At 71.0% G+C, this 23,254-nt stretch carries 16 protein-coding genes and 1 riboswitch; of the genes, 5 read left to right on the plus strand and 11 right to left on the minus strand.

What is annotated here, in order from left to right:
- Positions 1-71: 71 nt before the first annotated feature.
- The gene (metE, locus tag ACSEEN_RS02255; RefSeq protein WP_440712188.1) at positions 72-2,324 is read right to left on the minus strand and encodes a 5-methyltetrahydropteroyltriglutamate--homocysteine S-methyltransferase; all 2,253 of its coding nucleotides are present in this window, start codon (positions 2,322-2,324) and stop codon (positions 72-74) included.
- 140 nt (positions 2,325-2,464) lie between these two features.
- A riboswitch (cobalamin riboswitch) is annotated at positions 2,465-2,660 on the minus strand.
- Between the two features lie 309 nt (positions 2,661-2,969).
- On the opposite strand from metE, the gene ACSEEN_RS02260 reads away from it, so the two are divergent.
- Positions 2,970-3,173, plus strand: a complete 204-nt coding sequence (locus tag ACSEEN_RS02260) for a type IV toxin-antitoxin system AbiEi family antitoxin domain-containing protein (RefSeq protein WP_440712189.1) — start codon at positions 2,970-2,972, stop codon at positions 3,171-3,173.
- A gap of 129 nt (positions 3,174-3,302) precedes the next feature.
- Complete coding sequence (locus ACSEEN_RS02265; protein ID WP_247867080.1) at positions 3,303-3,890, plus strand: hypothetical protein; 588 nt, start codon at positions 3,303-3,305, stop codon at positions 3,888-3,890.
- Positions 3,891-4,247: 357 nt separating this feature from the next.
- Here ACSEEN_RS02265 and ACSEEN_RS02270 read toward each other — a convergent pair whose 3' ends face one another.
- The 4 genes from ACSEEN_RS02270 to ACSEEN_RS02285 form a co-directional block, all read right to left on the minus strand.
- A complete protein-coding gene (locus ACSEEN_RS02270; protein WP_440712190.1) occupies positions 4,248-9,734 on the minus strand; it encodes an ATP-binding protein in 5,487 nt (1,828 codons plus the stop codon).
- A gap of 237 nt (positions 9,735-9,971) precedes the next feature.
- Positions 9,972-10,391, minus strand: a complete 420-nt coding sequence (locus ACSEEN_RS02275; protein ID WP_440712191.1) for a hypothetical protein — start codon at positions 10,389-10,391, stop codon at positions 9,972-9,974.
- A 28-nt stretch (positions 10,392-10,419) separates the two neighbouring features.
- Positions 10,420-11,661: an MFS transporter gene (locus ACSEEN_RS02280; RefSeq protein WP_440712192.1), complete on the minus strand. Its 1,242-nt coding sequence runs from the start codon at positions 11,659-11,661 to the stop codon at positions 10,420-10,422.
- The gene (locus ACSEEN_RS02285; RefSeq protein WP_440712193.1) at positions 11,658-14,063 is read right to left on the minus strand and encodes a beta-glucosidase; all 2,406 of its coding nucleotides are present in this window, start codon (positions 14,061-14,063) and stop codon (positions 11,658-11,660) included. Before ACSEEN_RS02285 ends, ACSEEN_RS02280 begins: the two co-directional genes overlap by 4 nt.
- A 171-nt stretch (positions 14,064-14,234) precedes the next feature.
- On the opposite strand from ACSEEN_RS02285, the gene ACSEEN_RS02290 reads away from it, so the two are divergent.
- Both ACSEEN_RS02290 and ACSEEN_RS02295 read left to right on the plus strand, forming a co-directional pair.
- The gene (locus ACSEEN_RS02290; protein WP_440712194.1) at positions 14,235-14,858 is read left to right on the plus strand and encodes a TetR/AcrR family transcriptional regulator; all 624 of its coding nucleotides are present in this window, start codon (positions 14,235-14,237) and stop codon (positions 14,856-14,858) included.
- Between the two features lie 71 nt (positions 14,859-14,929).
- Positions 14,930-15,916 carry a poly(ethylene terephthalate) hydrolase family protein gene (locus tag ACSEEN_RS02295; protein ID WP_440712195.1) on the plus strand — a complete coding sequence of 329 codons (987 nt, stop codon included), beginning with the start codon at positions 14,930-14,932 and terminating at the stop codon, positions 15,914-15,916.
- Between the two features lie 82 nt (positions 15,917-15,998).
- Here ACSEEN_RS02295 and ACSEEN_RS02300 read toward each other — a convergent pair whose 3' ends face one another.
- The 4 genes from ACSEEN_RS02300 to ACSEEN_RS02315 all read right to left on the minus strand — a co-directional run bounded on the left by ACSEEN_RS02300 (position 15,999) and on the right by ACSEEN_RS02315 (position 20,745).
- Positions 15,999-17,798, minus strand: coding sequence for an acetyl/propionyl/methylcrotonyl-CoA carboxylase subunit alpha (locus tag ACSEEN_RS02300; protein ID WP_440712196.1), 1,800 nt, complete (start codon positions 17,796-17,798; stop codon positions 15,999-16,001).
- A 202-nt stretch (positions 17,799-18,000) separates the two neighbouring features.
- Positions 18,001-19,386 carry a condensation domain-containing protein gene (locus ACSEEN_RS02305; protein WP_440712197.1) on the minus strand — a complete coding sequence of 462 codons (1,386 nt, stop codon included), beginning with the start codon at positions 19,384-19,386 and terminating at the stop codon, positions 18,001-18,003.
- Positions 19,387-19,409: 23 nt separating this feature from the next.
- Positions 19,410-19,844 (minus strand): SufE family protein, encoded by a 435-nt coding sequence (locus ACSEEN_RS02310; RefSeq protein WP_440712198.1) that lies wholly within the window; start codon positions 19,842-19,844, stop codon positions 19,410-19,412.
- Positions 19,845-19,854: 10 nt separating this feature from the next.
- Positions 19,855-20,745, minus strand: coding sequence for a sulfurtransferase (locus ACSEEN_RS02315; protein WP_440712199.1), 891 nt, complete (start codon positions 20,743-20,745; stop codon positions 19,855-19,857).
- A gap of 138 nt (positions 20,746-20,883) precedes the next feature.
- Between ACSEEN_RS02315 and ACSEEN_RS02320 the strand changes: the two genes are divergently transcribed.
- Complete coding sequence (locus tag ACSEEN_RS02320) at positions 20,884-21,792, plus strand: neutral zinc metallopeptidase (RefSeq protein ID WP_298446655.1); 909 nt, start codon at positions 20,884-20,886, stop codon at positions 21,790-21,792.
- A gap of 7 nt (positions 21,793-21,799) precedes the next feature.
- Here ACSEEN_RS02320 and ACSEEN_RS02325 read toward each other — a convergent pair whose 3' ends face one another.
- On the minus strand, positions 21,800-22,585 hold the full coding sequence (locus tag ACSEEN_RS02325; RefSeq protein WP_298446654.1) for an acyl-ACP thioesterase domain-containing protein: 786 nt from the start codon (positions 22,583-22,585) through the stop codon (positions 21,800-21,802).
- Positions 22,582-23,253, minus strand: coding sequence for a Maf family protein (locus ACSEEN_RS02330; protein ID WP_440712200.1), 672 nt, complete (start codon positions 23,251-23,253; stop codon positions 22,582-22,584). Before ACSEEN_RS02330 ends, ACSEEN_RS02325 begins: the two co-directional genes overlap by 4 nt.
- Position 23,254 lies beyond the last annotated feature (1 nt).

A 23,254-nucleotide genomic window follows, 5' to 3' on the forward strand; every position in this document is an offset into this window, starting at 1 on the left:
GGGCTCGGTGGCGGCTCAACGGGCTTGGTGGGAGCCGGTGGCCGCTCAACGGGCTGAGAGGACCCGGCGGCTCAGGCGCGGACGGCCTTGGCGGCGTCGACCATCGCGGTCAGGGCCGCGGTGACCTGCTCGGTGGTGCGGGTCTTGAGGCCGCAGTCCGGGTTGACCCACAGGCGCTCGGCCGGAACGGCATCCAGGGCCTCACGCAGCAGCGTGGTCATCTCGCCGGCGTCCGGGACGCGCGGCGAGTGGATGTCGTACACGCCCGGGCCGACCTCGTTCGCGAAGCCGATCGCGTTGAGGTCGTCCAGGACCTCCATGTGCGAGCGGGCGGCCTCGATCGAGGTCACGTCGGCGTCGAGGTCGGCGATGGCACCGATCACGTCGCCGAACTCCGAGTAGCACAGGTGCGTGTGGATCTGCGTCTCGTCGGCGACGCCGGAGGTCGACAGCCGGAACGCGCCGACGGCCCAGTCCAGGTACGCCTGGCGATCAGCGGACTGGAGCGGCAGCAGCTCGCGCAGGGCGGGCTCGTCCACCTGGATGATGCCGACGCCGGCGCGCTCGAGGTCGACGGTCTCGTCGCGAATGGCGAGGGCCACCTGGTCGGCGGTGTCGGCGAGCGGCTGGTCGTCGCGCACGAACGACCACGCCAGGATGGTGACCGGGCCGGTCAGCATGCCCTTGACGATCTTGTTGGTCAACGACTGCGCGTGGGTGATCCAGCCGACGGTCATCGGCGTGGGGCGGGCGACGTCGCCGTACAGGATCGGCGGGCGCACACAGCGCGAGCCGTACGACTGGACCCAGCCGTTCTGCGTGGCGAAGAAGCCGGTGAGCTGCTCGGCGAAGTACTGCACCATGTCGTTGCGCTCGGGTTCGCCGTGCACCAGGACGTCGAGGCCGATCTGCTCCTGCAGCGCGATGACGGCGGCGATCTCGGCCTCCATCCGCTCGCGGTAGGTGTTCTGGTCGATCTCCCCGGTCCGCAGCTGCTGGCGGGCCTTGCGGATGTCGCCGGTCTGCGGGAACGAGCCGATGGTCGTGGTCGGCAGTTCCGGCAGCTTCAGGGCCGCGCGCTGGCGTTCGCGGCGGTCCGCGGCGTCGTGGCGGCGGCGGTCGGCCTCGGCCAGGGCCGCGAGCCGATCGCGGACGGCGGCGTCGTGCAGGCGCGGGTCGGTGGCACGGGAGGCCAGGGCGTCGCGGGCGGCGTCGAAGGCCTGCTTCTGGGCGGCGCGCCCGTTCTTCAGTGCCCCCGACAGTGCGGCGACCTCGGCGAACTTCTCGCTCGCGAAGGCGAGCCAGCCGCGCAGGGCGTCGTCGAGCTCGGTCTCCGGGGCGAGCGAGTACGGGACGTGCAGCGTGGAACACGACGTGCTCACGGCCAGTTCACCGACCGCCGGCCGCAGGTCCTCCAGGGTGGCCAGGGCGGCGTCGAGGTCGGTGCGCCAGATGTTGCGGCCGTCGACCACACCGGCCACGACCAGCTTGTCGTTCAGGCCGGCGGCCTTCACCGACTCGGCGGAGCCGTAGACGAGGTCGACGCCGACACCCTCGACGCGGGTGCGGGCGAGCGCGGCCAGCGACTCGCCGGCGTCGCCGAAGTAAGTCTGCACCAGGATCTTCGGCCGATCCGGGGTGCTGGACAGCCGGGTGTAGACGCGCTCGGCGAGCTCCGCGAGGCCCTCGTGGGCGTCGGTCACCAGGACCGGCTCGTCGAGCTGCACCCACTGCGCGCCCGCGGCGTCGAGCTCGGCGAGGAGCTGCTCGTAGAGGGGGAGCAGGTCGTCGATGCGGCTCAGCGGCTCGGCGGCGTCGTTCACCGCCTTGGCGAGCGCGAGGAAGGTGATCGGGCCGATGACGACCGGACGGGCGGGCATGCCCTGCGCCGTCGCCTCCCGGTACTCGGCGAGAACCTTGGTCGGGTCGAGGGCGAAGACGGTGTCCCCGTCGATCTCCGGGACCAGGTAGTGGTAATTGGTGTCGAACCACTTCGTCATCTCCAGCGGCGTGATGCCGTCGGCGCCGCGCGCGGCGGCGAAGTAGCGGTCCAGCGGATCCTCGACGCCGGCGACGCGCGGCGGGAGCGCGCCGAGGAGCACGGCGGTGTCGAGCATCTGGTCGTAGTAGCTGAAGGTGCCCGTCGGGACCGAGTCGAGTCCGGCGGTCAGCAGCTCGGCCCAGCTGGTGCGGCGCAGCTGCGCGGCGACGCGCTCCAGCTCGGCGGCGTCGATCCGGCCGGCCCAGTACCCCTCGACCGCTCGCTTGAGTTCACGATCGGCGCCGATCCGGGCGGTGCCCGGCACGGTGGTGGTGAAAACCATCTTTCTTCTGTTCTCCTGCATACAAGGGTGACGACGAACGCCCTTACCGGAAGCGGAGACGAAGAGCCCCAGAGACGAAAAGCCCCAGAGACGCGCTTCGACTTCGCCCAGGTCCACGAGGCGGAACGTCACCGGATGCGGCGCATCCGGTACAACGGGCAGGTCTTCGGGCTCATCGGCGCGCGTCGGGAGAATGACGCTCCTACTGGCCGTCGCTTCCCGGCCGCTGGGGGCGGCCAGTGCGTGGTGACGGCGGTCGTTCCGATATACCGCTGCGGGTCAGCTCCGGAGTCTCACCGGATTCCCTCTCGCGACATCCACCGCGTCGTGCGATGCCTGCCGCTCGACGTCCGCGCGGTCACAGGGGCTCCTGGGCGACGGCGCGACGGACGAACCGATTGCGGGTTCAGTGTAGGTCGCGCATGGATGGGGTGTCACGACGGCCGGCGGGAGTGGGTTTAATTCGGGGCCCGGCTTGACGCCCACTGATTCGGTGGGCAGCGCCCAGTGAGTCGGTCGTCGCCCACTCGGCGGTGTGGGCGACATCGAAATCGCTGGCACGGGCTGTGGACAACCCGGGGCTCACTCGTACAGGTCTGTGGACAGTCGTTCGACGACGGCGCCGGAGTGGCCTTTCCTTCAACCATGACCATCGCGATCGACGACCTGCCCCGCGACCGCTACGGATTGATCCGGCGCGCCTCCGCGCACCAGGCCGGGATGTCCGACGATCGGCTGTGCGCCGCGGTGAGAGCCGGGTTGCTGGTGCGGCTCTGCCGCGGTGTGCGGGGTGAACTGGTCCCGCTGCTCCGGTCGTGGCTGCGGCGGCTCGGAATCGGCGTCGGATGACCGGCGCGATTCTTGCCCACGGAGTCGGCGAGCACTTCGTCGCCCACTCCGCGGGCTGGGCGACGACGAAGTCGCTGGCAGCGACGTGGACCGGCGGGCCGCGGGAAGCGCGCGTAAACTGGGCTCATCATGTCGCTCGGTGAAGTCGCCACCGGCGGCCGGTCGGGGCCGGTCGTCGGGGTCGTGCTGGTGTCCCGGGGCGACGAGGGGGCCGTGCCCGACGACAGCGACGACATCCCGCAGCTCGAGCGGCTCCGCGCACTTCTGGCGGGGTTCGGCGCCGGCGGCTGCGGCGATCTGTATGTCGCGCTCGGCAGCCGGGTGGTTCAGGCGCCGCGGGACTCGTCGACCGCCTTCTACGTGCCCGAATGGTACGACGCCCTCGACGAGACCGTCGGCGCCGCGCTGACCTTCGCGGCCGGCATCGACGGCGTCGCCGGGGTCCTGGTGCAGACCATCGACAGTCAGGACCTGGGCGACGTCGGCGTGGCCCGCGTCCTCGACGCCGCCGCGGGGAGGCCGGAGGTGCTGGTGCGGGCGTCGTGCCACGGGCATCTGGCGCAGCCGGTGTACGTCGGGGCGGGACTGCTCACCGACGTCTCCCGGGTGATCGCGGACTCCGGCGGCGCGGTCCGGTATCTCCGCGAGCACGCCGGTGAGGTGGTCACGGTCGATTGCAGCGACTTGGCCGGGCCGGTCGTGGACGTGCTGGGCTGAGCGTCGGCCGACTTGACTCGGGGGCGTTTCGACGAGCCCGCCAGCAGCCCGTTGAGCCGTCGCCGAGCCCGCCAGGGCGAGGCGGCGAGTCGAAACGCCCGCCAGTCCGGGGGCGTTTCGACACGGTCTGCGCCTAGCGGCTTGACCGGCGGGGCGGGCGGGTGGGTCCGCTCGGCGGGCGGTAGCAGGGTGGCTCAACGGGCGGGTGGGAGGTCCGCTCGACGAGCGGCGGCAGGGCGGCTCAACGGGCGGCGGGAGGGCGGTTCGGCGGGCGGTGGTCTCGACTTCGCTCGACCATCATGGGAGAGAACGGCGGCCGCCCCCGGGAAGTCCGGGGGCGGCCGCCGTCTCAGCCGGTCAGTCGCGCGAGGCGGTGATCGCTTCGATGATCTTCGGGCGCAGCTCGGCGGCCTTGATGATCTCGTCGGCGGAACCGACCTGGACGGCGCGCTCGATGCTGTGCACCGCGTCGAACTCGGCGGCCACCTCGGAGAGCTTCTCGGCCCGCACGCTGGCGCGCACCTCTTCGAGCTCGGCCGACAGCGACGCGTGCTCGGTGTCCGAGGCCTGCTCCAGGCGATTCTGCAGGTCCTGGACTCGCGGGTCGTTCTCGGTGCGCGTACGGACGTCGCCGGCGAAGACGACGGCCGCGGCGGGAGCGCCGCCGAGCACCGAGGCGAACGATCCCTCGATGGCCAGCACCGTCATGTTCGGGTTGAGCGCCTTGGAGAACACGACGAACGCGCCACCGTGGTAGCGGGAGATCACGCAGAAGACGATCGGGCCCTCGAAATTGATGATGGCCCGGCCGATCTCGGCGCCGTACTCCAGCTGCAGCTTGCGCAGCGACTCCGGTGAGCCGTCGAAGCCGGACAGGTTGGCCAGCACGACGACCGGCCGGTTGCCGCTGGCCGCGTTGATCGCGCGCGCCGCCTTCTTCGACGACTGCGGGAACAGCGTGCCCGCGCTGAAGGTGTCCGGGCCGTCGGCCGGCAGGAAGCCGCGACGGGCGATCGGCGTCGACTCGATGCCGATCAGGGTCACCGCATGCCCGCCCATGTGGGTGTCGTGCACGACGACGGTCTCGGCGTCGGCCATCCCCGCCCAGCGCTCCAGCGACGGCAGATCCTGGTCGACCACCGCGCTCATCACCGAACGGATGTCGAACGGCTTCTTACGATCCGGGTTGCCCAGGGGCGAGAAGATCTCGCCGACCGTGGCGAACTCGGAGCCCTCCAGCTCGTGCGGGAAGTCCGAGATGTCGCGGTCGACGGGGTCACCGGTCACCGCCGGGCGCGGCCCGTCCTCGCCGGGCACCACATAGCTGTGGTCGTAGTGGCTCATCACGACGCCGATGGCCGCGGTCAGATTCGGCGCCCAGTACTGTGCCTCACCGTTCGGGCCCATCACGCGGTCGTAGCCGCCGATCCCGAAGTTGTCCTCCGCGGACACGCCGCCGGAGAAGTCCAGGGCCTGCTTGCCGGTCAGCACCATCGACGAATCCGGGGTCATCACCAGGATGCCCTTGGTGTGCATCAGCATGGTGGCCTCGGCGTTCCAGTACGCCTGGCCGCCGACATTGATGCCGGAGACGACGATGTTGATCTCGCCGCCGTCCTGGGTGAACTCGACGATGCGCTTGAGCGCGGCGGCCACCCAGTCAAGATTCTCGGTGCCCGAGTCCATCTTGACCGCGGCGCCGGACGACAGCGCGTACCACTCGACGGGCAGCTGCTCCCGCTCGGCGAGATCCAGTGCCGCCATGTACCGGCGGCACTCGGGCTCGGTGAGGGCGCCGAGCGACTTGGTCGGATCGCCCAGCATCACCACGCGGCGGACACCCTCCGGGTACTTGGCGGTCGGGGTGCTGACGATACCGACGACGACCGCCGCGGTGTTGTGCCCCTTGGGCCGGTCCACCGGCACCAGTTCGCCGACCTCGTCCCGGTCCGGCTCGGCGGCCGGTTCCAGGTCGTACTCGGTGAAGTCGCCGAGCAGGTCGGTCAGCTCGTACGGGTACACGTTGTTGCGGCGCGCGGCCCGCAGCACCTTCTGCCGGTACTCGTCGACCGGCTCGATGGGCGTGCTGTCCGGCTCGTCGACGGTGATCTGGGTTTCGCCCGCGGCGTCGAACCCGATCGTCACGGCGACCTTGGTGAGTTCGCCGGTCTCCTGATCGCGGTGCCGGGCGATGAGCAGGATCTCCTCCAGCCCCGCGCCGTCGGTCGATGCCGCCGTACCGAGGGTGTGGCGCACCACACGCGCCACCTGCCTGCGGTCCACGTCCAGCGGCGGCCAGATGTACATCACGATGCGGTTGGTGTTGAACCGCTTGGACGACGGGCGCTTGGCCTGCGCGCGGCGGATCGAGTCCACGCAGGCCTCGAAGGTGCGCTCGGCGGTCGGCAGGGTGAGCAGCTTGCCGTTCTGCTCGCTGACCGCGGTCAGGTCGCGGACCTGGGCGAATGCGATCAGCCGGTCGTCGTTCTGGTTGGCCTTCGCGACGGCGCGGTACAGGTACACCTCCTCGTCGTCCGACGACCGCAGGCGCGTGACGTCGAACTTGCGGAGCCGTTCCATCTGCATGCGCTGGGCGATGTAGGGGTGCAGGCCGCGGATCAGGCGGTCCTCGCTCATCCCGGTCGCCGACGGCCGGAACGTGAAGTGGTGGTGCATGGCCTCGTCGCCGGAACCGGCGACGGTCGCGGTGACCCGGTGGATCTGGCTGGGCAGCAGGCGGGCGCCGACCACCTCCTGCAACTGGGCGGCCATCTCGTCGAGGTCCTCGGGCTGCTCCTCCCAGCGCACGTAGACGTCGGCGTCGATCGACGCGGCACCGTCGGCGAGTTCGGCCAGCCCGCACATCGCGGTGTCCAGGTCGTCGAAACTGGTCGCCGCAGACACCAGCAACGACCCGCCGCGCTGGGCCAGCACGAAGGTCACGCCGCCGGCGCGGTGGGTGGCGACGCCGCTCAGACCCTTGTTGCCGTAGTAGCGGCGGGTCAGGACCTCCAGCATCACGGCGTTGTCGAGCGACGCATCGGCCAGGCGACGGCTCAGCACGCGCACCAGCGGCTCGGTGCTCTTGACCATCTCGGCGATGCGCTCGGCGCGGTCGGAGGCTTCCGGATTGGCATCCAGGTACGTCAGATCGCTGTCGATCGCGGCGTACACCCGTTCGCGGGTGCGCATCAGACGCGGCTGGCCGTACCAGGCGTAGAGGACGCCGCGCGCCAGGTCGGCGATCGCCGGGAAGCGGATCTGGGTGGCCGCCACCATGTGCTCGAGCACCTGGCCGACTCGTTCCCGCAGCTCCGGTGCCGGTGCCGGCTCCTTCATCCAGCGGCGCAGCAGGGTCGCGACGCTCGGCACGATGTCGTCGAGCCGCTGCAGCGCGAGGAAGATCCGGAAGACCGCGGCCTCCAGGTCGTCGGTGCGTTCCAGGTCCTCGACGTCGTAGTGCGCGAGGGCGGCGGCGAGCTTGCGCTGGAACTGCTCGGGCAGGCCGGCCAGCTCCACGTCGAGACTCTGCAGATAGGTGTGGAACTGCTCGCGGGTCGAGTGGACGCGGTCGTCGACCTCGTCGTCGGCCGGGCGGCGCCGGGCCAGCTCGGCCAGATCGGCGAAGACACTGGCCAGTTCGGTCTCGCCGGCGAGCGGGCGGCTGCCGGCGTCGATCTCCGCCTGGCGGTCGGCGAGGTAGCCGCTGAGCAGCCGGCTGCTGTCCTCGGGGTCGACGTCGAAGCCCAGCATCAGGCTGTGCAGCGCTTCGCGGCCCCGCTCGGCGAGGTCGTGGGCGTCGGGGATGGTCGGCTGCGCGGGCAGATCGAGGACGGCGGCCTCGGAGGCGGTGTCCTGCTCCTCGTCGCCGTCGCCGACCGGTTCCAGACGCAGCAGCGGGGCGCCGGTCTCCACCTGCGCGCCGACGTTGACCACGCACTCCTTGAGGCGGGCGGCGAACGGCGCGCGCAGCACCGTCTCCATCTTCATCGACTCCAGCACCAGGACCGGATCGCCGGCGGCCACCTCGTCGCCGACCTCCAGCGGGGTCGCGATCACCAGCGCGGGCGCGGGGGAGCGGACGACGCCGCCCTCGTCGCGGCTGACGCGGTGGGTGACGCCGTCGACGTCGACCAGGTGGATCGGGCCGTGCGTGTCGGTGAGGACGCGGAAGCGCTCACCGTTGACCGTGATGCGGCCGGTGTGCTCGTCGTACCGCTCGACGCTGACGTCGGCGGCGGCCGAATCGGCGCCGGCCTCGATGACGACGCGGAAGCGCTGCGCCCCGACGCGGGCGACGCGTACCCGGTAGCCGACGCCGCGCAGTTTGAAGTCGATCGGCCGGCCGCTCTCGTGCATCACCTGCGGGCGACCGCCCCGGGCGGTGGCGAACAGGCGGTTGCGTTCGGCCTGCTCCTCTTCCTCGTAGGCGTCGATGGCGGCGGCGGCCAGGGCGATCGAGGAATGCCGGTGGCTGACCAGGCGGCCCTCGGCGCGGACCCGGTCGATCCAGCCGGTGTCGGCGCTGCCGTCGATCACCTCGGGCTGGTCGAGCAGGTCGATGATGAAGCTGCTGTTGGTGGCGCCGCCCTCGATCACCACGCGGGTGCGGCCCATGGCGCGGCGCAGGCGGGCGAGCGCCTGGTCACGGGTGTTGCCGTAGGCGATGATCTTGGCGATCATCGAGTCGAAATCGGCGGGGATGGTGTCGCCCTCGCTGACGCCGGTGTCCACGCGCACGCCGGGGCCGCTCGGCAGCTCCAGCCGGGCGATGTAACCGGGTGACGGCGCGAAGTCGCGGTCGGGGTCCTCGGCGTTGAGCCGGGCCTCGACGGCGTGGCCGCGCTCGGAGGGCTTCTCGCCGTCGAGCGTGCCGCCGGAGGCGACGTGGATCTGCGCGCGGACCAGGTCGAAGTCGTTGGTGACCTCGGTGATCGGGTGCTCCACCTGCAGTCGGGTGTTCACCTCGAGGAAGGCGAACATCTGCTCGCCCGGGTGGTACAGGAACTCGACGGTGGCGGCACCGCGGTAGCCGACCTTCACGGCCAGCCGCTCGGCGGCGGCCTTGACCTCGGCGACCTGCTCGGGGCCGAGGACCGGCGACGCCGACTCCTCGATCACCTTCTGGTTGCGGCGCTGCACCGAACAGTCGCGGACGCCGAGCGCCCACGCGGTCTCGCCGTCGGAGATCACCTGGACCTCGACGTGGCGGGCGCCGGTGACCAGACGCTCCAGGAAGACGACGCCGCTGCCGAAGGCGCGCTCGGCCTCGTCGCGGGTGCGCTGGTAGGCGTCGACCAGATCGGCCTCGTCGTCGACGCGCCGGATGCCGCGCCCGCCGCCGCCCGCGGTGGCCTTGAGCATCAGCGGGTAACCGATCTTCTCGGCCGCCGCGACGGCCTGTTCCTGGGTCTCCACCTCGCCGCCGCTCCACGGTGCGACCGGCACGCCGACCTCCTCGGCGATCAGCTTGGCGCCGATCTTGTCGCCGAGCTGGCGCATCGCGTCGGGCGACGGGCCGATGAAGGTGATCCCGATCCGTTCACAGAGCTCGGCGAAGGCCGGGTCCTCGGCGACGAAGCCCCAGCCCACCCACGCGGCGTCGGCGCCGCTCTCGATCAGGGCACGCTCGAGCACCTCGAGGTTGATGTAGGGGCGCGCCGCGGCGGGTCCCAGGTCGTACGTGAGGTCGGCCTCCCGGACGAAGGTGGAGCCGGCGTCCACGTCGGTGTGCAGAGCGACCGTCTGCACCGACTCCCCGGTCTCGGCGTTCAGGTCCCGGACGGCGTTGATCAGCCGCATGGCGGCCTCTCCCCGGTTGACAATCGCGATACGACGGAACATGCGCCCTCTCTGCGTCGGTGCCGTGGCGGTCCACGACGATCGGTACTTCTGCTGGCTTCGCCCGGGTGATCGGACGGCGGGCGGGCTGGCGCGCGCACGGAAGCCACCGGATCGCGGTGGAACCGGTCAGTCCACGGTATGCGGAGCGAGCTCGTCCGGGTAGTGCCTACCGGTACGTAACCACGTCCGGTGCGATGAATGACACAGTTACCGGCCGGTCAACTGTGTGGTAGGGGGTCACGGCACCCCGGTGCGGAGTTCACCGGCCGGTAGATCGAGGGCCTGGGCGGCGAAACGCCGGACCGGATCGGCCGCTGCGGCGAGTGCCTCGGCGTACCCCGCTCGATGGCAGCCGCGCAGTGTTCCGGCGCCGGGCCCTCCGGTCACGCCGATGAGCGCGACGAGTTCACCGGTGGTCGGGATGCACACCGCCCAGACGCAGCGGACCGCGTCCGGTTCGCCGGGCTGCACGGTCCCGTCGACGTAGCCGGCCGGGTCGGTGATCCCCAGGTCGGTCAGCGCGGGGACGTCGGACAGCCGGTCATCGGCGCGCAGGGCGCGGAGGTACCACGCGCCGGCGTTGATCTCGACGGCGGTCGTCGGCACGGTCGATGCGGGGTCGGGGTCCACGATCTGCACGATAGCGGACGAGACCATCAACACCCATTCGCTGCGTCCGCACCTCTCAACGGACGGAGCGAATGGGTGCGACGGCCAACGCACCCAGGATCGCCAGCGCACCGCCGATGAGGAACAGCGGGGTGTACCCGATGAGGCTCACGACGGCGGACGCGACGAAGGGTGCGAGGATCTGGGGCCCGGCGTTGGCGATGTTGAGCACGCCGAGATCGCGGGCGGCGTGCTCGGCCTTGGGGAGCACCATCGTCACCAGGGCGGTGTCGACGGCGATGAAGCAGCCGAAGGCGAGCCCGTTGAGCGCCGCGAAGACGAGCATGGCCGGCCAGGTCGGGCTGAACACCGGGATGACGAGGGCGATGGCCGCGAGCACCGCCGCGGCCGCGACGAAGACCTTGCGGCGATCGAACTTGTCGGAGAGCACACCGCCGGTCACCGTGGAGATCGCCATGGTGACGGCGCCCAACGGGGCCAGGATGGCGACCGCGTGCTCCGGCTTCAGGCCCGCGGGCAGATGGATGTGGTCCTGCAGGATGTAGAGCTGGTAGCCGGTCACCGCGAAATAGCCGAGCACCAGGCAGGCGCGGCCGATGAAGGCCCACCGGAAGTCGTGCTCGCGCAGCACCTCCAGGAACATCCGGACCTGTCGGCCCAGGGGAGTGGGCTCTTGCGGCGGCAGCGGAACGTCGCGGGCACCGGCGGTGAACAGGACGGCCGCGGCGGCGACGAGCAGACCGAGCACCAGGTAGCCGATCCGCAGGTGCTCGGAGAACGCCGACGCCACCACCACGCCGACCGCCGAGCCCACCGGGATGCCCAGGCCGACCGCGGCCGAGGCGGCGCCCCGGCGGCTGCGCGGAACGCGATCGGGCACCACCGAGGTGAGGGCCGCCTGGTAGACGTTCATCGTCGCCTGGCCGAGGCACCAGGCGATGGCGACGAGCAGGACGGTGTGCACGCTGCCGAGTAGCGCCATGGCGGCGATCGCGGCCAGGCCACCGCCGAGGATCCACGGGTTGCGGCGGCCCGAGTGGTCCGACAGCGCGCCGGCCACCGGATTGCACACGGTCGCGAAGATCGCCGCGACACCGGCGACGATACCGAGGTTGGTGACCTTCGAGGACGGGTCGATGTGCTCGATCTGCAGCGGCAGCAGCACGCTGCCGACACCCATGTACAGCGCGAACATCGCCGCGTTGCCGAGGAACAGCAGGGGCAGCAGGCCCCGTCCGACGGTGCCGGGGGCGGCCGGGAAACGGTCGGCGGTGGTGCCGGTCTCGGGGACGGTCATCGTGCCACCCCCGCGAACTCGGCGCTGGGCCGAACGTCGGCGACGAGCGGGAGATCGGCGACCGAGGTGCCGATGTGCAGCCGGAACGCGCCGGGTTCGACGCGCCAGCCATCGTCCGTCCAATGCTCGAAGGCGCGCTGGGGCAGTTCGATGACCGCGGTGGCCGATTCACCGGCGTCCGCCTCGACGACGGCGAATCCGGCCAGCCAGCGCACCGGACGGTCGACGGCACTGTCCGGCCGGGACAGATAGGCCTGCACCACCTGGCGTCCGCTGCGGCGGCCGGTGTTGCGGATACGGACCACGGCGGTGCGCCCGGCGATCGAGAGATCGCGCAGCTGCCAGCTGGTGTAGCCGAGACCGTGACCGAACGGGTAGGCCGGCTCCACGCCGCTCTTCAGCCACGCGCGGTAGCCGACGTGGATGCCCTCGTCGTACGCGAGTGTCTGGTCGGCGCCCGGCGCGGTGCGCAGCACGGGCACGTCGGCGATGGTCACCGGCCAGGTGTTCGGCAGGCGGCCGCCGGGTTCGGTCAGGCCGGTCAGCACGTCGGCCAGCGCGGAGCCGAACTCCTGACCGGGGAACCAGGTCAGCAGGATGGCGGCGACGTCGTCGCGCCAGGGCATCTCGACCGGGGAGCCGGAGTTCACCACCACCACGGTGCGCGGGTTGACGGCGGCCACCGCCGCGACCAGCTCGTCCTGCCGTCCGGGCAGGCGGAGATCGGTGCGGTCGAAGCCCTCCGATTCGATCTGCTCGGTGGTGCCGACCACGACGATCGCCACCTCCGCGGTGCGGGCCGCTTCGACGGCGGCCGCGAACTCCTCGTCGGCGGTGCGCTGGGGCCGGCGGGCGACCAGTGTGACACCGATGAGAGGGAGGCCGCCGTCGGGCGCGGTGCGCACGACGATGTCCAGTTCCTCCCCGGCGGCGAGGCCGCGGGTGACGCTGCGCTGCGGCGGCTTGAGGGCGATCTCGGCCGGATCGCTGCCGGTGGGCTCGATGAGTTCGTCGAGCACGGTGTCGCCGTTCAGGGTCAGCGTGACGGCGCCGACACCGGCGACCCCGATCTGCCAGTCGCCGGCGACGTCGGCGCGGAGCCGGCCGTGCACCTCGACGGCGGTGACGCCGGCCGCGGGTGGATGGCTGAACAGCATCAGCCGGCTCGCGGTCCGATGCTCGGTGGTGCGGATCTCCTCGCCGTCGAGGTAGCGGACGGACAGGCCGGACCGGCCGGTCGCGGGATCGGTCAGCAGACCGGTCGGCACCGGGCTCAGTTCGTCGCCGGCGTGGACGCCCGCGACATAGGTGACCGGCAGGATCGCGGACAGCCCGTCCAGGGGTGAACTGGTGTGGCTGGGAATCACGGTCGCGCTGCCGCCGCCCATGTACCGCGGCTCACCGGCGGCCGGCCCGAGCAGTGCGACCGGGGCCGGATTCGCCAGCGGCAGGACACCGTCGTTGCGGACCAGCACCATCGCCTTGGCGGCCGCCTCCCGGACGAGGCCCTGCGCGGCCGCGTCGGTGAACGGCTCGGGAACCGGAGCCGGATCGTCGAGTGCGCCGACCCGCTGGGCGAAGCGCAGGACGCGGCGGACCTTGTCGTCGATCGCGGACTCCGGGATCCTTCCGGCGCGGACGGCGTCGAGCAGGGGCGCTCCCCACAGCCGGGCCGGGCCGGGCATGGCGACGTCGCACCCGTCGGCGGCGGCGGTGGTCGAGCGGATCGCCGACCAGTCGGACACGACCACGCCGTCGAATCCCCACTCGCCCTTGAGCGGCTCGTCGAGCAGCCGGTTCTCGGTCATCGTGGCGCCGTTGACCGCGTTGTAGGCGGCCATCAGCATCCACGCGCCGGCCTGGACCGAGCGCTCGAAGGGATAGAGGTACACCTCGCGCAGCGCCCGGTCCGAGACCTGGACGTCGACGGTGAACCGGTCGGTCTCGGAGTCGTTGGCCACGTAGTGCTTCGGACAGGCGCTGACTCCGTGCGCCTGCACGGAGCGCACGTAGGCGTCGGCGATCTCGGCGGTCAGCAGCGGGTCCTCGGAGAGGCATTCGAAATGCCGGCCGCCGATCGGGGAGCGCTGCAGGTTGATGGTGGGCCCGAGGACCGCGTAGACGTCCTTGCGCCGCGCCTCGGCGGCGATCAGTCCGCCGACGCGGCTCAGCAGTTCGCGGTCCCAGGTCGCGGCGAGTGCGGTGCCCGAGGGCAGGCTGACCGAGGAGTCGCGTTCGTCCCAGTGTTCGCCACGCACCCCCGACGGCCCGTCCGACACCGGCATCTCGGCCAGGCCGATGTCCGGGTCCCCGGCGAACCGGAAGAAGGCGGAACCGGAGATCAGCAGGATCTTCGCCGGCAGGTCCAGGCTGGCGAGCAGGGAGTCGACCGTGTCGGTCATGTCCGGGGTCCTTCCAGGTCGGTGCGGGGCTGGAATGAGCGTGCCCTCGGACCAGTAATTTACCAAGTGATCGGTAAAGTTCGTTACTGATTCGTGACATTATACGACAGGGTTGTGCCATCCGCGGCGGGTGTTTGCCCGATCCGCAGCGCGGGAACTAAGGTCGCGCTCATGAGGCCGCAGCCACAAAGACGCGCGCGCGGGGAAGCGCGTCGCGAACAGATCATCTCCGAGGCGCTGGCAGTCTTCGCCGAACACGGTTACCGGAACGCCTCGGCGGCCGAGATCGCCGAGCGGTGCGGGCTGTCGCAGCCGGGATTGTGGCACTACTTCCCGAACAAGGACGCGCTGCTGACCGCGGCGCTGGCCCATCGCGACCAGGCCGACCTGGACCGATTCGGTCACGACCTGCCGCTGCACGGCGCCGACGCGCTCCGCCGGCTGGTGACACTGACCGAGGCGAATGAGCAGGTGCCCGAGCTGGTGCGCCTGTTCACGGTGGTCGCCGGGGAGTCGGTCACCGTGGATCACCCGGCCCGTGACTGGGCGGTTCGCCGCTACCGCAACATGCGATCGCATGTCGTCGTCGCGCTCGAGGGCGGCATCGCGAACGGAGAGTTCCGGTCCGACATCGACATCCCGGCGATCGCCGGCCAGGTGGTCGCGACGCTGGACGGGCTGCAACTGCAGTGGCTGCTCGATCCCGGCGAGGTCGAGCTGACGACGGTCTTCAATGCGTATATCGAGAACTTGATCGACTATCTGTCGGCGAAAGATAACGAAAAGATAACGTAGTTATATCGAAGTGATTGCATCCCTGACTGGGTACTCGGTTATTGCGCGGGTGGTCCCCACACTCGATGGGCATGAGACGAATGCACACAGCCCAGTTACTGATCAGCTTCTTCGCGACGCTGGCCGTCGCCGCCTGCATCGCCGTCGTCGGCATGGGCCAGGTGGCCGCCGCACCGCATACCCGGACCTCGCTGCCGATCGAATCGATCTACCGGGCACCGGGACCGTGGAAGGTGACCGCGCGCACCGGATTCTCGTGCTGCGACGCCGGCGGCGGCAAGCTCGACGTCTTCTACCCGACGAATCTCGGGGCCCGCGGCGCCCGCCACCCGATCATCACCTGGGGTAACGGCACCCTGGCCGACACCTCGAAGTACTCGTACCTGCTGCGGCACCTCGCCTCGTGGGGCTTCGTGGTGATCGCCACCCAGAACGAGTTCACCAACAGCGGTGCCGACATCCGCGCCGCCGCGTCGTACCTGGTGAAGCAGAACTCGACGCCGGGCAGCCGCTTCTACCAGAAGCTGGACACCAGCGACATCGCCGCCGTCGGGCACTCGCAGGGCGCCTCCGGCGCGCTCAACGCGATGATGGACTCGAACGGCGCGATCAAGACCGCGATCCCGATCGAGATGCCGGCCCAGCGGTCCTGCTCGCCGGGGACCTGCACCGATCCCGGCCGGCTGCGCAGCGGATCGGTGTTCTACGTGAACGGCTCGGCAGACGGATTCATCTCCCCGTCGTTCGAACCGAATCCGTGGTCGGGCGGTGGTCTGCAATCGCTGAGCGCGTTCTACCAGGCGACCCCGGATTCGGTCGCGAAGGTCTGGGCCACGCTCAACGGTGCCGACCACAACGACATCCAGGGCAAGCCCACGTGCTGGCAGGCATCCTGGCCCTGCGCCCACGGTGTGACGGGGTACCTCGGCTACCTCACGGCCTGGCTGATGGCGCAGCTGCGCGACGACGCCCGGGCCCAGAGCGTCTTCGTCCGCGACTCCGGGGAACTGTTCCACCACCCCGGCTGGAGCAACCAGAGCAGCAACATCACCGCCTGACACCGCCGTACCGCACACGACCGCCCCGGAACCGAGAAGGTTCCGGGGCGGTCGCGTGCGTGTCAGGCGGCCGTGCCGCGGACTACTTGATCTCCAGCAGGACGGTGCCCTGGGTGACCGCGGCGCCGGCCTCGACGGCCAGGCCGGTCACGGTGCCGTCCTTGTGCGCGGTGACCGGGTTCTCCATCTTCATGGCCTCCAGCACCACCACCAGGTCGCCGGCCGCGACGGTGTCGCCCTCGGCGACGGCGACCTTGACCACGGTGCCCTGCATCGGTGCCGCCACGGCGTCGCCGGAGGCGGCCTTGGCGCCGCCCTTGGTCCGCGAGCGGGACTTGGGCTTGCGGCGGATCGCGCCGTCGCCGCCACCGTTGCCGCCGGACAGGTTCAGGTCGCCCGGCAGGGACACCTCGACGCGTCGGCCACCGACCTCCACGACCACGCTCTGCCGCGGCAGCGCCTCGTCGTCGTCGGTCTGCGCGCCGCCGCCGCTGTACGGCTCGATCGGGTTCTCCCAGTCGGTCTCGATCCACTTGGTGTAGACCTCGAACGACTCGCCGTCACCGACGAACGCCGGGTTCTCCACGATGTGGCGGTGGAAGGGGATGACGGTGGCGAGGCCGTCGACCTCGAACTCGGCGAGGGCGCGAGCGCTGCGCTCGAGGGCCTGCTGCCGGTTCTCGCCGGTGACGATCAGCTTGGCCAGCATCGAGTCGAACTGGCCGCCGATCACGTCGCCCTGGCGGACACCGGAATCGACGCGCACGCCCGGGCCGCTCGGCTCGCGGTAGACCGCGACCGGGCCGGGGGCGGGGAGGAAGCCGCGGCCGGCGTCCTCGCCGTTGATGCGGAACTCGAAGGAGTGGCCGCGCGGGGCCGGGTCCTCGGTGAGCTCCAGGGCCTTGCCCTCGGCGATGCGGAACTGCTGGCGTACCAGGTCGATGCCTGCGGTCTCCTCGGTGACCGGATGCTCCACCTGCAGGCGGGTGTTGACCTCGAGGAAGCTGACGGTGTCGCCCTGCACCAGGTACTCCACGGTGCCGGCGCCGTAGTAGTGCGCCTCGCGGCAGATGGCCTTGGCGGAGGAGTGGATGCGGGCGCGCTGGTCGTCGGTGAGGAACGGCGCGGGGGCCTCTTCGACGAGCTTCTGGAAGCGGCGCTGCAGCGAGCAGTCGCGGGTGCCGGCGACGATCACGTTGCCGTGCTGGTCGGCGATCACCTGGGCCTCCACGTGGCGGGCCTTGTCCAGGTACTGCTCGACGAAGCACTCGCCGCGGCCGAAGGCGGCGACGGCCTCGCGGGTGGCCGACTCGAACAGCTCGGGGATCTCCTCGATGGTGTGGGCGACCTTCATCCCGCGGCCGCCGCCGCCGAACGCGGCCTTGATGGCGACCGGGACGCCGTACTGCTCGGCGAAGGCGACGACCTCGGCGGCGTCGGCGACCGGGTCCTTGGTGCCCGCCGCCATCGGGGCCTGCGCCCGCTCGGCGATGTGCCGCGCGGTCACCTTGTCACCGAGGTCGCGGATGGACTGCGGTGACGGGCCGATCCAGGTGAGTCCGGCGTCGAGCACGGCCTGGGCGAAGTCGGCGTTCTCCGACAGGAAGCCGTAGCCGGGGTGGATCGCATCGGCGCCCGAGCGGGCGGCGGCGTCGAGGATCTTGTCGAAGACCAGGTAGCTCTCGGCCGAGGTCTGGCCGCCCAGGGCGAAGGCCTCGTCGGCCAGCTCGACGAACAGCGCACCGGCGTCGGGCTCGGCGTAGACGGCGACGCTGGCGATACCGGCATCCCGAGCCGCCCGGATCACGCGGACCGCGATCTCACCGCGGTTGGCGATGAGTACCTTGTTGATCGTCTTCTGGGGGATCTCGGTCTTGGACACTGGCTCTCCTGCCTGGGGCTCACGCGGTGACGCGGGCCGTCGTCGGGGACAACGAATACGGTGCGGGCGCCGCCGCCACGGTGGGGCCGCGTGACGTCCGGCACGGCGCCGCTGATTCTCGGCGCCGTGCATACACGGGAATCACAGTAACTCACCGAGCACCTGCTAGGTTCCGGGGCTCGCGCAGCGACGATCCCGGTGCTCAGCCGCCCGCGGCGATACTCGCGAGTAGGCGCGCGAACTCGTTGAGGAACGCGGCCAGCCCGGCCTCGCCGGGGCCGTCGCCGCCGGCCGGGAACCGGCTGTGCAGCCGCAGGCCGCCGGGGGTGCGGTTGAACCAGACGTACACCTCGTCGTCGGCGTAGGTGTGACTGCGGAGCGCCACCGCGGCCCCGGCGTCGGCCTCGACGGCCCCCGGGACGCCGCGGGTGTCCATGAACGAGACGACGAACTTCGGTTCCGGCGGGATCCCGATCAGCTCGGCCAGCCGCAGCATCGGCAACGACGCGCCCTCGCGGGCGCGGTCGAGCGACACCATCGTCCGTTCCAGGGCGAGCGCGAAATCGGGGTCGTCGGACACGTCGACGCTGATCGGCGCCAGCGCGACGAACCAGCCGAGCGCGCCGTGGAACTCCACGTGGTGTCGGGTGTGCCGGGGCATCAGAGTGGTGAAACGACGGCCGCCGTGGCGGTGGTAGACGAGTGCCGCCACGGCCAGCAGTGCGCCGATCAGGGAGCCGCCCAGCGCGGTGGCGCGGTCGGTCAGCGCGCGGGTGGCGTCGTCGTCGAGAAGCAGTGTGGTGTGCGAGTGCTGCGCGGGCGGCGGCCCGGCGCCGGTGGGCGGCGCGGACAGGATACCGAACGGGGGCAGCCGGTCGGCGCCGCCGAGGAACTCCCGCCAGACGGCCACCGCCGGATGCCGGTCGTCGGCGGCGTCGGCGGCGGTTCGCTCGGAGCTGGAGAAATCGACGTAGCTGCCCGTCGGCGGCAGCGCCGCGGGGCGGCGCTCGCGCGCGGCCTGGTACAGCTCGCGCAGCTCGTATTGGGCGTTGACCAGCGAATAGCCGTCGACCAGCGAATGATCGGCGGCGAAGAAGAGCGTGAAACTGCCCGCCCGGGCGACGGTCGCGAAGCGGTACGCCGGCCAGTGCATCGGCGTGGTGGCGCGGTCGAAGGAGCCGGCGATCTGCTCGATCAGCAGCCGGGGATCGTGATACCAGCCGATCCGGCTCCGCCGCAGCAGCACCGTCCCGGGATCGGTGGTGTACCGGGCGACGTCGGGGCCGTCGAGGCGGACGTGCGTGCGGAGCACCTCGTGCCGGTTGATCCAGGCGAGGAGCGCGCCCTGCACCGCCGGGAAGTCGATCTGCTGATCGAACTCGACGGCCAGGCCCAGCCAGGCCTCGCGGCCGCCCTCACGCCGGGTGGCGCGCCGGTAGTCGTGCGCCGAGCGGAGATGCTGTTCGTGATTGTGGGACGTGCCGCGCGGGTCACGATGCCACGCGCCCAGTCCGCCGGGTGCCGCCGGGATCCACTCGATGAGTCCGCCCGGCCGGATGTCCGAGTCCAGGATCTGCAGAAATTCCATGTCGGCGGTGCGACGGGCCCCGGCTACGCCCCGCCGGAGCGGGTCTGCTCGGTCACCTGACGCTGAATCCGGGCCAGCATGCCGGTCATCCCGCGCAGGCGCAGCGGGGAGATGATGGATGCGAGCTGCAAACTGTTCACGAAGTCGGCGGGGGTGTCCAGGATCGCCGCGGCCGGGGCGCCGTCGAGCCCGGTGTGCAGGATCGACGCGAAACCGCGGGTCGTGGGCGCCTCCCGCGGCGCGCTGAAATACAGGCGCACCGCGTCGGGGTCGGCGGCGTCGACCGACAGGAAGATCGGCGACTGGCACTCCGGGACCGGCTCCATGGCATCGGCGTGCAGGTGCTCGGGAAGTGCGGGGAGGTCGTCGGCGAACTCCAGGAGGAGAGTGGTGCGGTCGGCGTCGCCGAGCGCGGTGAAATCGTCGACGATCTCCTGCAGGGCTGGTGTCAGGGTCATCGCGGTGAGGCTAGCCGTTCAGCGTGCCGGGCTCGTCGCCCACGGCGATCGGTGCGCGGACCGCGTTGCCCCACTCGGTCCACGACCCGTCGTAGTTGCGGACGGCGTCGAAGCCGAGCAGGTACGTGAGCACGAACCAGGTATGGCTGGAACGCTCGCCGATGCGGCAGTACGCGATGGTCGGCGTGGCCGGATCGAGGTCGGTGTAGATCTCCTCGAGCTCGGGCCGCGAGCGGAACCGGGCATCCGGGGCGGCCGCCTTGGCCCACGGGATGGAGACCGCGGTGGGGATGTGGCCGCCGCGGAGGGCGCCCTCCTCCGGGTAGTCGGGCATGTGGGTGCGGGCGCCGGTGTACTCCTCGGGGGAGCGGACGTCGACCAGCGGCTGGGTGCCGATGGCGGCGCGCACCTCGTCGGCGAACGCCCGGATACGCGTGTCGTCGCGCTCGATCACCGGGTAGTCGCTGCGCGGGTACTCGGGGACGTCGAACGACGTCTCACGCTGCTCGTCCATCCAGGCGGTGCGGCCGCCGTCGAGCAGCCGGACGTCTTCGTGGCCGAAGAGGGTGAACACCCAGAGCGCGTACGCGGCCCACCAGTTGTTCTTGTCGCCGTAGATCACGATGGTGTCGTCGCGCTCGATGCCCTTGCTGCGCATCAGTTCGGCGAAGGCCTCACCGTCGATGTAATCGCGGGTCACCGGATTGTTCAGGTGCAGGTGCCAGTCGATCTTCTGGGCGGTCGGGATGTGCCCGATGTCGTACAGCAGCACGTCCTCGTCGGACTCGACGATCTTCAGGCCCGGCGCGCCGAGATGCGCGGACAGCCATTCGGTGCTGACCAGGCGCTCGGGATGTGCGTACGACGCGAACGCCGGGTTCGGATCGAGTTCGACTGTCACGGGAGAGCTCCTGATCGCCGGGGACGCCCCCGGGGCGGGCGCCGATGGCTTTCAGCATACGGCGGGACCGGAGACCCCGCCGGGGCGCAGGGGTGGTTACGTGCGTGCGAGTCGCGCGGGCTTGGTACTTTTCCGCACATGCCTTCACCGCAGAACGGGCGCCGTCCCGTCGTCGCACTGGTCGTCCTCATCGTGGCGATCGCCGCCGCCCTGGCGGGATGCTCCCCGGCGGCCAAGCACCGCGGGGAACCGGAGCCGACGCCGACGGCCCCGCCCAAGCACTGCACCGTCGACGACTGTCCGGCGCTGGCCGACCCGGCGGGACGGATCGGGCCGAGCGGGGTGACCGACGAGAACGCCGCGTCGACCGTGCCCAAGTATCTGACGACCGTGCTCGACGACCTCGACACCGTCTGGCCCGCCTGGTTCACGCAGCTGAACATCACCCGGGTGACGCCGGGCCGGGTGCTGATCTCCGGCAGCGACACGTTCACCAGCGAGTGCACCGACGAGGACGGGAAGACCGTCGCGGTCGACAGCGACTTCCCGAACGCCTTCTTCTGCCCGAAGGACACGCAGAAGGACGGCGCCGGGCATCCGCGCACCGGATCGGTGATCCTGCCGGTGCAGACCTTCGCCGACATCTGGGACGGCAAGCTGATGGGCCAGCGCGGCTTCCTGCTCGGCGACTTCAGCGCGTCGACCATCGTCGCGCACGAATACGGGCACAACGTGATGTACCGGATGGCCGACGCCTACGGCATGACCCCCGAGCAGTATCCGACCGGGGACGACACGGAGTTGCTGGCCGACTGCTTCGCCGGGAACTGGCTGGCGACGGTGTATCGCCGAGACGAGCTGTCGGTGAAGGAGATCGGCCAGGCGGTGGTGCTGATGGCGAGCGTCGCCGACCCGGTGAACGGGATGGGGCACGGTTCCATCCCGGCGCGGGTCTCGGCGATCAGCCGCGGCTTCGGCGTGACCGGTGACTCCGCCCCGGTGACGTGCTTGAAGAAGTACTGGCCGCAGGCGCTGGGCTCGGCGTAGGCAGACCTTACGGCGACACGGGCAGCGCCTCGACGGACATCGTGGCCGCGGTGCGCTCACCGGCCATCAGCCAGACCGAAAGCACATCGCCGTCGCGGTGCGCCAGCAGCCGCGGCGCATCCGCCAGCTGCAGGGGCGAGTCGTGTTCGACCACGGCCCGCAGCGGCAACCGCTCGCGCAGGTCGGCCTGAGTGGCGAGGGCCTCCTCCAGCGCCGTCCAGTACACGGCGTTGTTGACGTGCTCGATGAGGTCCAGATCGCAGACGCGCAGCAGGAACGGCACCGGCACGGCATCGGGGTGCGGCACCGGATCGAGCCATTTCTTCCAGCGCAGCCGCCCGGGCACCGCGTCGCCGCCGATCCGGCGCCGGAAGGTGTCGCTCAGCGCGGACGGGGTGAGCGTGTCGACGTTGAAGTTGATCCAGAAGCCCTCGGTGGCGATCCGTGTGCCGCGTTCGCCGTCGATGTCGATCCGTGCGGTGAACCAGCGGGAGCCGGCCTGCGCGGCCCAGCGCTCGGCGGTCAGCTGGTCCGGCTGCTCGCCGAGTGCGTGCATCTCGATCACGGTGCGGCGTAACACCCAGTGCGGATGGATCTCCAGGTGACCGATGTGCGCCAGGTGATCCTGACCGACGTCCTGCAGGCACCGGGCCACGCCGTCGAACTTGAGCCGACGGTCGTGACTGATGTCGTCGCCGCGGACCGGCCACGTGCTGGTGAAGACCGCGCCCTCGGACAGCAACTCGCGGCGCAGCTCGGGGTCCAGGCGCGGGGAAAGGGGTTCTCCGATCATGACCGGAGTGTCTCACTCGCCTCCGGCAGCCACAGGCTCGTGACGTCGACGCCGACGTCGGCCAGCAGATCGCGGGTCAGCGGGAGGCTGATGCCGATCACGCTCGACGGGTCGCCGTCGATGCCGTCGAGCAGCCAGCCGCCGAGGCCGTCGAGGGTGAAGGCGCCCGCGACCTGGAGCGGTTCGCCGGTGGCGACATAGGCGTCGATGGTCTGGTCGGAGACGTCGGAGAAGTGCACCCGCGTGGATCTGGTGCCGGACGCCGCGCGCGCGACGGTGCCGCCGGTCATCCGGGTGACGCAATGGCCGGTCAGCAGCCGGCCGGTGGTGCCGCGCATGCGCCGCCAGCGTTCACGGGCGACCTCGGGGGTCTTCGGTTTGCCGGTCAGCTCGCCGTCGATCAGCAGCATCGAGTCGCAGGTGAGGATCACGCCGTCGTCGGCGACGGCGGCGATGTCCGGATCCGCCGAGGCCAGCACCTGCGCGACGATCGCGCCGCCCTTGGCCTTCGCCAGCTCGGTCACGACCGCCTCGGGAGCGTGACCGGCCAGTCCGGCGATCAGGGCGTCCTCGTCGAGATCGGACACCAGCACCAGCGGATCGATCCCGGCGGCCCGCAGCACGCCGCGGCGGGCCGGGGACGCCGACCCGAGCAGAACCCGGGTCACC

The sequence above is a fragment of the Gordonia marina genome, assembly GCF_052036135.1.
Classification (GTDB): Bacteria; Actinomycetota; Actinomycetes; order Mycobacteriales; family Mycobacteriaceae; genus Gordonia.

Excerpts from the sequence above, each read along its gene's own strand:
- metE (WP_440712188.1), bottom strand. The coding sequence starts at position 2,324 with ATGGTTTTCACCACCACCGTGCCGGGCACCGCCCGGATCGGCGCCGAT.
- ACSEEN_RS02260 (WP_440712189.1), top strand. The coding sequence starts at position 2,970 with ATGACCATCGCGATCGACGACCTGCCCCGCGACCGCTACGGATTGATC.
- ACSEEN_RS02265 (WP_247867080.1), top strand. The coding sequence starts at position 3,303 with ATGTCGCTCGGTGAAGTCGCCACCGGCGGCCGGTCGGGGCCGGTCGTC.
- ACSEEN_RS02270 (WP_440712190.1), bottom strand. The coding sequence starts at position 9,734 with ATGTTCCGTCGTATCGCGATTGTCAACCGGGGAGAGGCCGCCATGCGG.
- ACSEEN_RS02275 (WP_440712191.1), bottom strand. The coding sequence starts at position 10,391 with ATGGTCTCGTCCGCTATCGTGCAGATCGTGGACCCCGACCCCGCATCG.
- ACSEEN_RS02280 (WP_440712192.1), bottom strand. The coding sequence starts at position 11,661 with ATGACCGTCCCCGAGACCGGCACCACCGCCGACCGTTTCCCGGCCGCC.
- ACSEEN_RS02285 (WP_440712193.1), bottom strand. The coding sequence starts at position 14,063 with ATGACCGACACGGTCGACTCCCTGCTCGCCAGCCTGGACCTGCCGGCG.
- ACSEEN_RS02290 (WP_440712194.1), top strand. The coding sequence starts at position 14,235 with ATGAGGCCGCAGCCACAAAGACGCGCGCGCGGGGAAGCGCGTCGCGAA.
- ACSEEN_RS02295 (WP_440712195.1), top strand. The coding sequence starts at position 14,930 with ATGAGACGAATGCACACAGCCCAGTTACTGATCAGCTTCTTCGCGACG.
- ACSEEN_RS02305 (WP_440712197.1), bottom strand. The coding sequence starts at position 19,386 with ATGGAATTTCTGCAGATCCTGGACTCGGACATCCGGCCGGGCGGACTC.
- ACSEEN_RS02310 (WP_440712198.1), bottom strand. The coding sequence starts at position 19,844 with ATGACCCTGACACCAGCCCTGCAGGAGATCGTCGACGATTTCACCGCG.
- ACSEEN_RS02320 (WP_298446655.1), top strand. The coding sequence starts at position 20,884 with ATGCCTTCACCGCAGAACGGGCGCCGTCCCGTCGTCGCACTGGTCGTC.
- ACSEEN_RS02325 (WP_298446654.1), bottom strand. The coding sequence starts at position 22,585 with ATGATCGGAGAACCCCTTTCCCCGCGCCTGGACCCCGAGCTGCGCCGC.